The sequence below is a fragment of the Devosia ginsengisoli genome (assembly GCF_024707105.1).
Classification (GTDB): Bacteria; Pseudomonadota; Alphaproteobacteria; order Rhizobiales; family Devosiaceae; genus Devosia; species Devosia ginsengisoli_A.
In genome coordinates this window covers 192,587-205,102 of the sequence record NZ_JANQAJ010000011.1, presented here as the reverse complement: position 1 = coordinate 205,102, position 12,516 = coordinate 192,587, and the positions used below count along the sequence as shown (strand labels likewise).

At 62.9% G+C, this 12,516-nt stretch carries 10 protein-coding genes; 6 read left to right on the top strand and 4 right to left on the bottom strand.

Annotation, left to right across the window (positions count from 1 at the left end; genetic code table 11):
* The first annotated feature begins 6 nt into the window (after window positions 1-6).
* The 6 genes from NVV79_RS15020 to mazG all read left to right on the top strand — a co-directional run bounded on the left by NVV79_RS15020 (window position 7) and on the right by mazG (window position 6,836).
* Complete coding sequence (locus NVV79_RS15020; RefSeq protein ID WP_303992698.1) at window positions 7-1,656, top strand: electron transfer flavoprotein-ubiquinone oxidoreductase; 1,650 nt, start codon at window positions 7-9, stop codon at window positions 1,654-1,656.
* A gap of 39 nt (window positions 1,657-1,695) precedes the next feature.
* Window positions 1,696-2,886, top strand: coding sequence for a CaiB/BaiF CoA-transferase family protein (locus NVV79_RS15015; protein ID WP_303991159.1), 1,191 nt, complete (start codon window positions 1,696-1,698; stop codon window positions 2,884-2,886).
* A 141-nt stretch (window positions 2,887-3,027) separates the two neighbouring features.
* Window positions 3,028-4,011 (top strand): tricarboxylate transporter, encoded by a 984-nt coding sequence (locus tag NVV79_RS15010; protein WP_303991157.1) that lies wholly within the window; start codon window positions 3,028-3,030, stop codon window positions 4,009-4,011.
* Window positions 4,011-4,169, top strand: coding sequence for a hypothetical protein (locus tag NVV79_RS15005; protein WP_303991155.1), 159 nt, complete (start codon window positions 4,011-4,013; stop codon window positions 4,167-4,169). Before NVV79_RS15010 ends, NVV79_RS15005 begins: the two co-directional genes overlap by 1 nt.
* A gap of 93 nt (window positions 4,170-4,262) precedes the next feature.
* Complete coding sequence (locus NVV79_RS15000) at window positions 4,263-5,936, top strand: thiamine pyrophosphate-binding protein (RefSeq protein WP_303991153.1); 1,674 nt, start codon at window positions 4,263-4,265, stop codon at window positions 5,934-5,936.
* Window positions 5,937-6,026: 90 nt separating this feature from the next.
* Window positions 6,027-6,836 (top strand): nucleoside triphosphate pyrophosphohydrolase, encoded by an 810-nt coding sequence (gene mazG / locus NVV79_RS14995; RefSeq protein ID WP_303991151.1) that lies wholly within the window; start codon window positions 6,027-6,029, stop codon window positions 6,834-6,836.
* Here the strand turns inward: mazG and hflX are convergent.
* The 4 genes from hflX to NVV79_RS14975 all read right to left on the bottom strand — a co-directional run bounded on the left by hflX (window position 6,833) and on the right by NVV79_RS14975 (window position 12,358).
* Window positions 6,833-8,185 (bottom strand): GTPase HflX, encoded by a 1,353-nt coding sequence (hflX, locus tag NVV79_RS14990; protein ID WP_303991149.1) that lies wholly within the window; start codon window positions 8,183-8,185, stop codon window positions 6,833-6,835. The two genes, mazG and hflX, sit on opposite strands and share 4 nt — an antisense overlap.
* An 18-nt stretch (window positions 8,186-8,203) precedes the next feature.
* Entirely contained in the window at window positions 8,204-8,455 is a 252-nt protein-coding gene (gene hfq / locus NVV79_RS14985) for an RNA chaperone Hfq (RefSeq protein ID WP_303991147.1), read from the bottom strand.
* 184 nt (window positions 8,456-8,639) lie between these two features.
* Complete coding sequence (locus NVV79_RS14980; protein WP_303991145.1) at window positions 8,640-10,022, bottom strand: sigma-54 dependent transcriptional regulator; 1,383 nt, start codon at window positions 10,020-10,022, stop codon at window positions 8,640-8,642.
* Window positions 10,022-12,358: a PAS domain-containing sensor histidine kinase gene (locus tag NVV79_RS14975; protein WP_303991143.1), complete on the bottom strand. Its 2,337-nt coding sequence runs from the start codon at window positions 12,356-12,358 to the stop codon at window positions 10,022-10,024. Before NVV79_RS14975 ends, NVV79_RS14980 begins: the two co-directional genes overlap by 1 nt.
* Window positions 12,359-12,516 lie beyond the last annotated feature (158 nt).

Sequence of the window (12,516 nt, the reverse complement as noted above, 5' to 3'; positions counted from 1 at the left end):
GAGGGCATGGCGGACGACCGCGAGAGCATGGATTTCGATGTGGTCATCGTCGGCGCCGGCCCCGCTGGCCTGGCTGCTGCAATCCGGCTCAAGCAGCTCGATGCCGACCTGTCCGTGGTCGTACTCGAAAAGGGCGCGGCCGTGGGTGCCCACATCCTGTCCGGAGCCGTAATCGATCCTTCCAGTCTCGATGAACTCCTGCCCGGCTGGCGGGACGGCGACCTGCCCCTGATGACCGAGGTTACCAGCGACAGGTTCGACATCCTCAGCCGCAACGGTCGCCTGCCCGTTCCCAACATCCTGATGCCGCCGCTGATGAGCAATCACGGCAACCTCATCGTCTCGCTGGGTGATCTCTGCCGCTGGCTGGGTGAGAAAGCCGAGGCGCTGGGTGTCGAAATCTATCCCGGCTTTGCCGCCAGCGAAGTCATCTATGACCGGAATGGCGCGGTAAGCGGCGTCGCTACGGGCGATATGGGGATTTCCCGCGACGGCACACCCGGCCCCGGCTTTGCCCGCGGCATGAAGCTGCTCGGCAAATATGTGCTGATGGCCGAGGGTGTTCGCGGATCGCTTTCCGAGCGCATCATCGAGCGGTTCGAGCTGCGAAAAGGCCGCGACGCGCCAAAATACGGCCTGGGCATCAAGGAGCTCTGGGAGGTAAAGCCCGAGCAGCACCGCCAGGGCCTGGTGCACCATTCCTTCGGCTGGCCGCTTGGTGCGGGCACTGGTGGCGGATCGTTCCTCTATCACCTGCCCGATAACCTGGTGGCGGTGGGGCTGGTCGTGCACCTCAACTACTCCAATCCCTACCTTTCGCCGTTCGAGGAGTTTCAGCGCTTCAAGACGCACAAGGCGATTGCGCCGATTTTTGCGGGCGGCAAGCGGATCGGCTATGGCGCCAGGGCGATCAGTGAAGGCGGCTGGCAATCGGTGCCGCGCCTGAGTTTTCCGGGCGGCCTGCTGCTGGGTTGTGCGGCGGGGCTCGTCAACGTTCCACGCATCAAGGGTTTTCACAATGCATCCCGCTCGGGCATGCTGGCCGCCGAACATGTCGCGGCAGCCATTGCCGCCGGTCGTGCCGGCGACGAAATCAGCGCTTTTGAGGATAGCTGGCGCGACAGCGCCATCGGTCAGGATCTCTGGCGGGTCCGCAACGTCAAGCCGCTCTGGTCGCGGTTCGGGACCTATCTCGGCATTGCGCTGGGTGGGCTGGATATGTGGTGCAACACCCTGTTCAAATGGTCGCCCTTCGGCACCGTCGGACACAGCGGCCCCGACCACGCGGCGCTCGATCCGGCGGCGCGACACCAGCCGATCCAATATGACAAACCGGACGGCGTACTGACCTTCGACCGGCTGTCCTCGGTTTTCCTGTCCAACACAAACCACGAGGAAGACCAGCCGATCCACCTGAAGGTGCTCGATCCGGCATTGCAGCAGCAGAGCGAACTGGAGGTCTTTCAAGGCCCATCGGCCCGCTATTGCCCGGCAGCAGTCTATGAATGGCAGACCGAAGCCGATGGCAATCCGCGCTTCGTCATCAACGCGCAGAACTGCGTCCACTGCAAGACCTGCGACATCAAGGATCCCAACCAGAATATCCGCTGGGTGCCGCCGCAGGGCGGCGAAGGTCCGGTCTATCCGCGCATGTAGTCGTCGCGCAGCGCCGGCGGCCAACCACAGGAGTTCCGAATGCAGGGTCTGGCAGCTTTGGACGGCATCAGGATCGTTTGCTTCGGCATGGGCGCGGCCGCGCCATTCGCCACCGCGTCCCTCGCCGATTTCGGCGCCGAGGTCATCAAGGTGGAACCACCCACCGGCGATTGGTCGCGCACGACTCCCGGGCTCGGCACGCGCGAGTTCAACCGCAACAAACAAGGCATCGCCATCAACCTGAAGTCGAGCGACGGTCTCGCGCTGGCGCGCAAGCTGATCGCGCGTGCCGATGTGGTGATGGAAAGCTTCCGGCCTGGCGTGATGGACCGACTGGGACTGGGATATGCGACGCTGAAGCAGGCCCATCCACGCCTGGTCTATTGCTCGGTGAGCGCCTATGGCCAGGATGGTCCATGGAAGGACAAGCCGGGCGTCGACGGCATCATCCAGGCGGTATCGGGCATCATGAGCGTGTTCGGCAGCGAAGATGAGGATGCCGAGCCGATCAAGACGCCCTTCCCCCTGGCTGATATGGCGGCAGGCTTTCTTGCGGCACAGGGCATCCTGCTGGCCTTGTTGGCGCGCGAAAAACACGGCATGGGCCAGCACGTCGATGTCAGCCTGCTCGAGGCTGCTCTCGTGATCCAGAAATCGTCGATGACCCGCTATCTTCAGTCCGGGGTACTCCCCCGCCGCACCGGCAGCCGCGCGCCCTATGCCACGCCCAACGAGGCCTATCGGACCAGCGACGGCCATATCATGCTGGCCGCCTATAGCCCCACCCGCTGGAGTGCCTTCTGCCGCAACGTCCTCGGCCTGCCCGAACTGGAAACCGATCCGCGCTTCGTCGACCGCAAAGTCCGCCAGGGTAACCAGAAGGCCCTGAAACATATCATTGAAGAGGTGCTCTCACGACGCACCAGCGCGGAATGGCTCCAATTGTGTGAAGCCAATGACCTGATCTGCGGTCCGATCAACACTTATGACCAGGTCGTTGCCCACGCGCAGGTCAGGGCGCGCAATGCCATCGAGACGGTGTCGTTTCCCGATGGTGAAACAATGCGCACGCTTGCCGCAACGCCCAAGCTCAGCGTCACGCCCGGCAAAGTGACATCGCCCTACCCGGCCGAGATCGGGCAGCACACGCGCCAGGTCCTCGCCGAGCTCGGCCTTGCGCCCGCCGAAATCGACCGACTGCGCGATAAAGGCGCCATCGGCGCCGCTTGATTGAGTTATGGTATACTGTTGGATATGGCTTGTTTTTCCATGTTTTACGCTGCTTTATGATGGACACGGAGAATTTGCCGAGTCACAGTGTACTTCGGTGTTCTCTTTGAACAAGCACCGGATTGCTTCTGGGAGGAAGAAATGTTCGGATCGAAACGTACACTTGGCAGGCAATTTCCGGCCCGCTCCACGCTTTCCGCTCTGGCCGTCGCGGCGGGAGCAGCCCTCACCTTCATCGCGGCGTCACCTGCCCTGGCGCAGGCCGACCTGGATTTTGCCGGAGAAGAGATCGAGCTGATGGTCCCCTATGGGCCTGGCGGCGGCTCGAACACGCATAATCGCCTGTTTGTGCTGGGTTTGCAGCAGACGCTGCCCGGCCAGCCGACCATAGTGGTCCGCAATGTCGAGGGTGGCGGCTCCATCACCGGAACCAACGAATTCGCTGCGCGCGCCGAACCCGATGGCCGCGCCTTCATCGGCGTCGGCTCGAGCACCATCCTCAACCAGATCCTGCGCGACCCGTCGGTTCGCTATGACCTCGGCGAATTCATACCATTCCTCTCGTCACCGGGCGGGTCCATCGTCTATGCGCGCAGCGACTTCGCCGGCGGGCTGACCGACGACCCGATCGAGAACATCCGCAAGGCCATCGAAAATCCGCCCACCATTGCCAGCCAGACGATCACGTCGTCCGATATCGGCATGCTGCTCAGCTATGATCTGCTGGGGATCAAGCCCAAGGTCGTGTTCGGCATCGGCCTGGGCGAGTCGCGGGCCGGCCTGGAGCGCGGCGAATTCCAGATGCGGCACGATACCATGTTCTCCTATGGCGACGCCGTGGCGCCGTTGGTGGAGGAAGGCTCGGCCAAGCTGCTCTTCACTATGGGCTATGAAGAAAACGGCGAGATGGTGCGCGACCCCATGGTTCCCGACGTGCCGCATTTCCTCGAAGTCTACGAGGCAATCTATGGCGAGCCCCTGTCCGGCATCGAATATGACGTCTGGAAATCCCTGTTCAACGTCCGTGTCATGGCAGGCAAGGTGCTGATGCTGCCGGCCGGAACTCCCCGGAAATCGTCGAGATTTACGCCCAGGCGACGCGTGACGCGCTCGAACTGCCGGTGATGCAGGACGGTCCTGCCCAGCTCATCATCGGCGACTATCCGCAGGTGACCGGCGCCGAGGCGACCAGCCGGATCATGGAGGGTGCGCTGAGCCTTACGCCCGAACACCTCGAATGGCTCAAGGCCTGGGCCGCTGAAACGCACGGCGCGACCTTCTAGACGCTCCGCCCCGTTCTTGCCGCCCGGTCCCGACCGGGCGGCATCGCCATGCCCGACCAATTCCACTCGCGCCTGTCTTCAAAGGACCGATCCATGACCAATATGCCCATCTACGAAGCGCTCGCGCAGGCCTTCAGTGCGGAAGGCGTCGATACGCATTTTACGCTCATGGGCGATGGCAACATGCACTGGGCCACGGCCATGAAGAACATTCCGGGCATGACCACGGTCCACGCTCGGCACGAACATTGCGCCTGCGCGATGGCGATGGGCTATACCAGCGCTACCGGCAAGGTCGGCGTCGCCTCCGTTACCTGCGGCCCCGGCTTCACCCAGATCATGACGGCACTGGCATCGGCGTCGCGGGGCGGCGTACCGATGGTGGTCTTTGCCGGCGAAACGCCGCTCAAGGCAAAATGGTATGGGCAGTTCATCGACCAGCAGCCGCTCGCGGCAGCCTGCGGCGCCCATTACATCACCGCGCATAGCCCAGAGCGCATGTATCAATATGTCCGCGAGGCATTCTACGTCGCGCGCCACGAGCGCAAGCCTGTCGTCATCGGCGTGCCCTATGACCTGCAGAAGCAGCCCCTGCCAAATATCGGCGCCTACAAGCCCTCGTCCACGGTCCTGCCGCAGACGGCGCCCATTCCACCAAATCCGGAACAACTGGCCCATGTCATCGAGCGCCTGGCCCAGGCGAAAGCCCCGATTATCCTTGCCGGGCGCGGCGTCATATGGTCCGGAGCAAGGGCCGAAGTGGAGGCGCTGGCCGAAGCCAGTGGTGCCCTCCTGTCCACCACGCTGCTGGGCCGCGGAATGTATGACCACAATCCGTTCTCGATCGGAGTTTGCGGAGGCTTCGCGCGCGGCATCGCGCGGGAGGCCTTTGGCCAGTCCGACCTGGTCCTGGCCATCGGGGCGAGCCTCACCTACCACACGATGGATGGCGGTCGCATCATTCCGGAAACCACCGAAGTCATCCAGATCGATCCAAATCCGATCGGATTGCGGGATGGCCTCGAAGCGGCAGACATCTACGTGAAAGCCGACGCCAAATTGACGACGATGGCGCTCCTCGCTGCGCTCGAGAAGCGCGGCACCACGGCCGCCAGTATCCGCAGTGCGGATCTGGCGCGACGTATCAGGGAAGAGCCGGCGGATAGCATCCAATACGACATCGCGCCCGGAACCCTTGATCCGCGCGCCGTTTTCGCCGAGCTGGAAACCGTCATTCCCAGCGACTACGACATGGTGAGCGGCTCGGGCCACCAATCCTATTTCCATACGGTCATGCGCGGTGGCGAGCCCACGCGCTATCACGCGATGCGCGATTTCGGCGCCATCGGCAATGCCATCTCCTATGCCGTGGGCATCGCCGCCGTCCGCAAGACAGGCAAGGTCGTGCTGTTCGAGGGCGACGGCAGCCTGCTCATGCATATCCAGGAACTCGAAACCCTCAAGCGCCACGGCATCAAGATGCTCATCGTCTGCAGCAATGACGGGGCCTACGGCGCCGAGATCCACAAGCTGCGGGAAGACGGTATCGACGATTCAGGCGCCATCTTTGGCCGACCAGACTTCGCCGAAATCGCCCGCGGCTTCGGGCTGCGCGGCGAGAATGTCACGACGCTCGGCCGGTTCAGGGATTTGCTGGACGAGTTCGAACGCGGCGACAGCACCATGGTGTGGAATGTCCACATGTCCGATCTGGTGGTCAATCCGCGCATGCGCCAGAACGTGAAGGCCGGCCACGGCGCCCGCTAGTCGGGCACCTGCATGGATAAACGGTGCGCTGTAGCCGTGCCCGTGAGCTGCTAAGCTCATGGCAACACGATTCCAGCCATCGAGACACTCATGCAGCCATCCCGCGATATTGCCCGCCTGATCGAGATCATGGCCGCCCTGCGCAATCCGGTCGGCGGCTGCCCCTGGGATCTGGAGCAGGATTTCTCGACCATAAGGCACTATACGATCGAGGAAGCCTACGAAGTCGCCGATGCCATCGAGCGGCAGGATTTTGCCGATCTGCGCGAGGAACTGGGCGATCTGCTGCTGCAACCGATCTATCACGCACAAATGGCCAGCGAGGCCGGCCATTTCGATATCGGCGACGTGATATATGCCATCACCGACAAGCTGATCCGCCGCCACCCGCATGTATTCGGCGACACGGAGGCCGGCAATTCGGCTGCATCCGAGCAGCGCTGGGAAGCCATAAAGGCCCAGGAGCGCGCCGCCAAGGCGGCCCGCAAGGGCGATACGGCCCCGTCCATTCTCGATGACGTGCCCAACGTTCTCCCGGCCCTCGCCCGTGCCGAAAAGCTCACCAAACGCGCCGCCAAGGTTGGTTTCGACTGGCCCGACTTCGCTTCGGTCAAGGCCAAGGTCGATGAGGAACTTGCGGAAGTCGCAGAGGCCCAGGCATCCGGCGACGCCGCTGCGGTGCGCGAGGAAATCGGCGATCTGCTCTTCGCCGTCGCCAACCTGGCCCGCCATGCCGGCATCGACGCCGAAGCCGCCTTGCGCGACGCCAATTACAAGTTCACCCGCCGCTTCCATCATGTCGAAGCGCGTTGCCGCGAAGATGGTATCGATCCAAAGGATGCCGGTCTGGAGCGCCTTGATGGTTACTGGAACGAAATCCGCGCAGCCGACAAGACCTAGGCGTCCGAACTCTCGATCCGGCCATTGAACCGCTCGAGAAACGCCGCTCTGTGTCGCGGCTCGACCCGCACGACGAAGCCCGACCCCTGTTCGGTCGGCTCGTCGCGGGAGACGATTTCGGTATGCGAATGCAGCCAGCCGATGTCAGACCCCGCCGCATGCGGCACATGCACGTGATAGGTCCGGCTCTTCTCGCCCAGCGCCTTTTCGATGGCCAGCTTGAGCGCATCGAGCCCCTGCCCGGTCAGTGCCGAGGCCGGCACGACATCGGCCACCTTGCCCGCCGGCACCACGCCCACCAGGGCATCTCCGCCGATCAGGTCGACCTTGTTCCAGACCTCGATAACAGGCGTCGTCTCGGGTGAAACCCCGAGTTCGGCCAGCACCTTGAGCACATCATGGGCCTGCCCCACATGATCTGGGTTGGCGATATCGCGCGCATGCAGGATCACGTCGGCATCGAGCACTTCCTCCAGCGTAGCGCGGAACGCCGCCACCAGATCCGTCGGCAGGTCGGCAACAAAACCCACCGTGTCGCTCAACATCACCTCGCGCCCATGCGGCAGGGCCAGCTTGCGCACCGTCGTATCCAGCGTCGCGAACAACAAATCCCGGGCGAACACCCCTGCCCCGGTCAAGACATTGAACAGGCTCGATTTTCCGGCATTGGTATAACCGACCAGTGCCACGATCGGCGTGCCGTCCCGCTGTTGGCGCTGCTGCGCACGGGTCTTCTTGACCTTTTCCAGCCGGTCTTCGAGCAGCACGATGCGGTCGGTGATCTGCCGCCGGTCGCTTTCGATCTGCGTTTCACCCGGACCACCCATGAAACCGGTGCCGCCACTGCCACGCTGGCGCTCCAGGTGGGTCCAGGAACGGACCAGCCGTCCCTTCTGGTAGTTGAGATGGGCCAGCTCCACCTGCAACACGCCTTCGCGTGTCGCGGCGCGTTCGCCGAAAATCTCGAGGATCAACGCCGTCCGGTCGAGCACCTTGGCGCCGGTTTCGGTTTCGAGATTGCGCTGCTGGATGGCGGTCAGCGCCGCATCGACCAGCAGCAGGTCGATCTTGTCCGCCTTGACCCGTGCCGCCAATGTCTCGGTATGGCCGCCCCCGATAAAGGTCGCCGGCTTGATCTCGCGAACCCTGAAGACCTCGGAGAACACCACGTCGAGATGGATGGCCCCGGCCAGTCCTTCGAACTCCGCCTTGCGCGCCTCGATCGAATGCCGGGATGCCTGCCCCCGCACATCGGGCACGACGAGGCCCGCACGTGTCGGCTGCGCACGCTGGTCGATAAACGCCTGCGGGCCGCCCCGCTGGACGGCCTCGTCGTCAAATTCGGTCATTGCGGCCTTCTAGCGCGGTCAGTCGCTGTCGTTGTTCTGCTCGGGGTCGAACAACTGGATCGGCGCACCCGGCATGATGGTGGAGATCGCGTGCTTGTAAACCAGTTGTGACTGCGCATCGCGGCGCAGCAGCAGACAGAAATTATCGAACCAGGTGATCACGCCCTGCAGTTTCACGCCGTTCACGAGAAAGATCGTGACCGGTACTTTCTGCTTGCGAACGTGGTTGAGAAAGGAATCCTGGAGATTTTGTTGTTTTTCGTTCGCCATAGAGGCCTCTTTTTCGCGGCATTGCTTGTCGCTGTTGTCGTTGCAACTACCTGCCAGTCCGGCTTTGGAACTGCCGCCCAGTTCCTGCCGTCATCAACTCATCACACATCAAACACTATGGCACAGATCATTTTTAATGCCTACCGCACCCATTGCCTGCTGCGCGAGAATTTTCAAAGCATTTTCAGAGACCCAGCGATTTGATCTTCCGGTGCAACGCGCTGCGCTCCATGCCGACGAACTCGGCCGTCTTGGAGATATTGCCGCCAAACCGCTCGATCTGCGCCAGCAGGTATTGCCGCTCGAACACCTCGCGGGCATCGCGCAACGGCAGGCTCATCAGATGCGCCGAGGCATCCGTGTCGCCCACCGTGGGCAGCACTTCGCCGATATCCGACGGCAGCATGGCCGCCGTGATCACGCCGTCCTCAGGCTGCTGGTCCTTCATCAGGATCAGCAGACGTTCGATGGAATTGCGCAATTGCCGCGCATTGCCCGGCCATTCCTGTGCCTGCAGCACGGCGATGGCGTCGTCTCCGACAGTCATGCGCTGCAGATTGTGCATGCGGCACACCTGCTCGATGAACACGGCAACCAGCGGCGGCACGTCCTCGCGCCTTTCCTTGAGCGGCGTCAGCGGCAGCGGCACGATCGACAGCCGGTGGAACAGGTCCGAACGGAATTCGCCGGCCTCGATCTGCGCCGCCACATTCTGCGAACTGGACGAGATGATGCGCACATCGATCGGCACGGCCTGCGTGCCGCCGACGCGGTTGAAGCGGTTTTCCACCAGCGTCCGCAGCAAAGCCGCCTGCGTTGCCGCCGGCAGCGTCGTCACCTCGGAGAGATAGAGCGTGCCGCCATGCGCCTTTTCCAGCGCCCCGACTTCCACCTTGAGGATGCCGGTCTTCTCCCGCGCCTCTCGCCCGAACAGCACCACCGGCACTTCCTCGGGCGCATAGAGCGAGGCGTTGATCTCGACGAACGGCGACTCGGCGCGCGGGCTGCGTTGATGGATCAGCCGGGCCACCAGCCCCTTCCCGGCTCCGGACGGGCCGGAGATGAAGATGCGCGAATTGGTCGGCGCCGATTTCTCGATAATGCCCCGAACCTGCTGCAGGGCCGGCGAGGTGCCCACCATATCGGCGCTCTTGGCGGCGGACCGCTCCTTGAGTTCGGCTACTTCGCTGCGCAGCCGCGTCGCTTCCATCGCCCGCTGGGTGATGTGCAGCAGCCGGTCGATCTTGAAGGGCTTTTCGATATAGTCGTAGGCACCGCGGCGAATGGCCGACACGGCCGTTTCCACATTGCCATGGCCCGAGATCATCACGACAGGCATGTCCGGATGCTGGCTCTGGAACACGTCGAGCAATTGCAGCCCGTCGAGCCGCGAGCCCTGCATCCAGATATCGAGAAAGACCAGGCTCGGCCGCCGCCGGGCGATCTCGTTGAGGCCGCTATCGGCATCATGGGCCTGCCGTGTTTCAAAACCCTCGTCTTCGAGGATGCCGGCGATCAGGTCGCGGATGTCGTCTTCGTCGTCAATGATGAGAATATCGAGTGCCATTACTTGTGAACCACCGCTGAAATGAGCGGTTCCTCCTGTTGGGCAGATGCGGATTCCGAGTGGCTCGAACCGTCCGCCGCTGAAGATTTGGTAGGTGACTGCAAGGGAAGCGTGAAGGTCACGCAGGCGCCGATCCGGCCGGTCGGATCAGGTTCGGCATCGATCAGCTCGACGATGCCGCCATGCTGTTCGATGATCTTGGCGACGATGGCGAGGCCCAGGCCGGTGCCCTTCTCGCGTGTCGTCATATAGGGCTCCAGCAGGCGCTGGCGGTTGTCCTTCGGCCAACCCTTGCCATTGTCGGAAACGGCGACGCGCGCATGGTTGCCTTCCACCTGCGCCTCGACCGTGATCGTCGGCTTCCAGTCGGAAGACATATCAACAGATTCAAATGCTTCCACTGCATTCTTGATCAGATTAGTGAGCGATTGGGCGATGAGGCGATTATCGAACCAGGCGTAGATGGCATCTTCCGGCAGGATGGTATTGATGGTGATTTCCGGCAGCCGCACACTTTCGAGGAACACCGCCTGCCGCACGGTATCGCTGAGATCGGCAACCTCGGGCGCTGCCTCGGGCATCCGGGCAAAAGCCGAGAATTCATCGACCATCCGCCCGATATCGCCCACCTGGCGGACGATGGTGTTGATGCATTTGTCGAAGACCTCGCGGTCACCCTCTAGCTTGCTGCCATAGCGGCGGCGCAGCCGTTCGGCCGAGAGCTGGATCGGCGTCAGTGGGTTCTTGATCTCATGGGCGATGCGCCGCGCCACATCGGCCCAGGCGCTGGTGCGCTGCGCCGATTCGAGGTCGGTAATGTCGTCGAAGGTCAGCACGTAACCCTTGGATTCGGTGATGGAGCCTTCCCGCGTGAGCTGCACCTGATAGGTGCGCCGGTCGGTTTCGTTACCGAGCTGAATCTGGTCGCGCACCTGCCCGCGCCGGGCCGAGCGGGCCCGCTCCAGCGTCGGCGCCAACAGCGGCATGACCTTTTCGATAGGCTCGCCCATCAGATCGATTTCGTTGCGGTCGAGCATTTCGCAGGCCCGGGCATTGACCAGGGTCACCGCCCCGAACGGATCGAGCCCGATAATGCCGGCCGACACCCCCTCCACCACCGCCTCGGTGAATTGCCGCCGCTTCTCGTTCATCTCGCTCGCGGTCAGCAGCGCCTCGCGCTGGCTCTTGAGCTGCTCGGTCATGCGGTTGAAGCCGTTGCTGAGGTCGCGCAGGTCGCCCCTGCCCTCCTGCACCGGCACCTGCACGTTGAGATCGCCGTTACTGACCCGGTTGGATGCGATCATCAGGTTACGGATCGGGTCGACGAAGCGATTGGCCAGCGCGATGCCGATCCACAGCGCCGCCAGCAGCAGCACCACGGCGAGACCGACATACATGATGGTGAAGGTGATCTGGAACACCAGCCGGTTGGACGCATATTCTCGGTATTCGGTGATGTTCTCGTCGGTGAGCTGCATATATTCGAGCACCTCGGCCTCCACGGGCCGGGCGACGAACAGATAGGTATCGTCGTAACCGCGCAGCTTTATGACGGAGCCGACAAGGTTGATCCGCCCCGGCGCGATGGCCGCCGGTATGCCTTCCACCAGTCCCTCGGTGATGCCCTCGGGCAATTGCGGATAGGCGCCCTGCACCGCGATCTGCGCCCGCATCAGCGTATCGCCCTGCGCATTGACCAGCGACGTGAAGGGCAGCGACCGCGTCACGGCCAGGGCCGTCAGGATGCGCTGGAAGCGCTCCTGGTCCTCGTCGAAGGTTGCATGCGCCTGTTCCAGTTCCTCGGCCACCCAGATCACGTCATCGCGCAGCACCTGCGCATGTTCGAGCATGTAGGAACGCGCCACCAGCCGGGAGCTCTCCACCATGGCTCTGGTACGCTCGGAGAACCACTGGTCCAACCCCTGATTGAGGGCAATGGTGGCCACGACAGCCACGATGAAGGCGGGGATGGCGGCGACCAGCGCGAACATGGTCACCATGCGGATCTGCATGCCGGCGCCGGCCTGGCCCTGCATCCGCGCCTGGATCAGCAGCACCGCCTCGGTCACGACAAGCGCGATCACCAGCAGGACCAGGATGCCGGTGACGATCCAGATCACGGTCCAGACGGTCGTCGACGGCTCGATATTGGTCGTGCCCGACAGAATCAGGAACGATAGCGACGACATCAGCACCGAGGCGAAAACCACGATGAAGCCGAGAATGCGCAGCGAGCGATTGTTGCGCGCAGACGCAAATGGCGACCTGGCCGGTTTGGCCATTTCGCCGACGACACCCTGCCGGGCCCCCTCGCTCGTCGTCGTCACATCACTCATAAATGCCCGGAAGCACTCCGTATCCGCCGCAAAGAGGCAGAGTCTGACCCAATTCGCCCGACCCTTCAAGACAATTGTTGCCAAAATGTGACACTGATGACCGGCGCACCTAAAGGCGCGTCAAATCGCTCCTGTGGAGCGATTTGAGGTCGTCACGC

Bases quoted from the DNA above. Each gene is read 5' to 3' on its own strand.
- NVV79_RS15020 (WP_303992698.1), top strand. From the start codon at position 7: ATGGCGGACGACCGCGAGAGCATGGATTTCGATGTGGTCATCGTCGGC.
- NVV79_RS15015 (WP_303991159.1), top strand. From the start codon at position 1,696: ATGCAGGGTCTGGCAGCTTTGGACGGCATCAGGATCGTTTGCTTCGGC.
- NVV79_RS15010 (WP_303991157.1), top strand. From the start codon at position 3,028: ATGTTCGGATCGAAACGTACACTTGGCAGGCAATTTCCGGCCCGCTCC.
- NVV79_RS15005 (WP_303991155.1), top strand. From the start codon at position 4,011: ATGCAGGACGGTCCTGCCCAGCTCATCATCGGCGACTATCCGCAGGTG.
- NVV79_RS15000 (WP_303991153.1), top strand. From the start codon at position 4,263: ATGACCAATATGCCCATCTACGAAGCGCTCGCGCAGGCCTTCAGTGCG.
- mazG (WP_303991151.1), top strand. From the start codon at position 6,027: ATGCAGCCATCCCGCGATATTGCCCGCCTGATCGAGATCATGGCCGCC.
- hflX (WP_303991149.1), bottom strand. From the start codon at position 8,185: ATGACCGAATTTGACGACGAGGCCGTCCAGCGGGGCGGCCCGCAGGCG.
- hfq (WP_303991147.1), bottom strand. From the start codon at position 8,455: ATGGCGAACGAAAAACAACAAAATCTCCAGGATTCCTTTCTCAACCAC.
- NVV79_RS14980 (WP_303991145.1), bottom strand. From the start codon at position 10,022: ATGGCACTCGATATTCTCATCATTGACGACGAAGACGACATCCGCGAC.
- NVV79_RS14975 (WP_303991143.1), bottom strand. From the start codon at position 12,358: ATGAGTGATGTGACGACGACGAGCGAGGGGGCCCGGCAGGGTGTCGTC.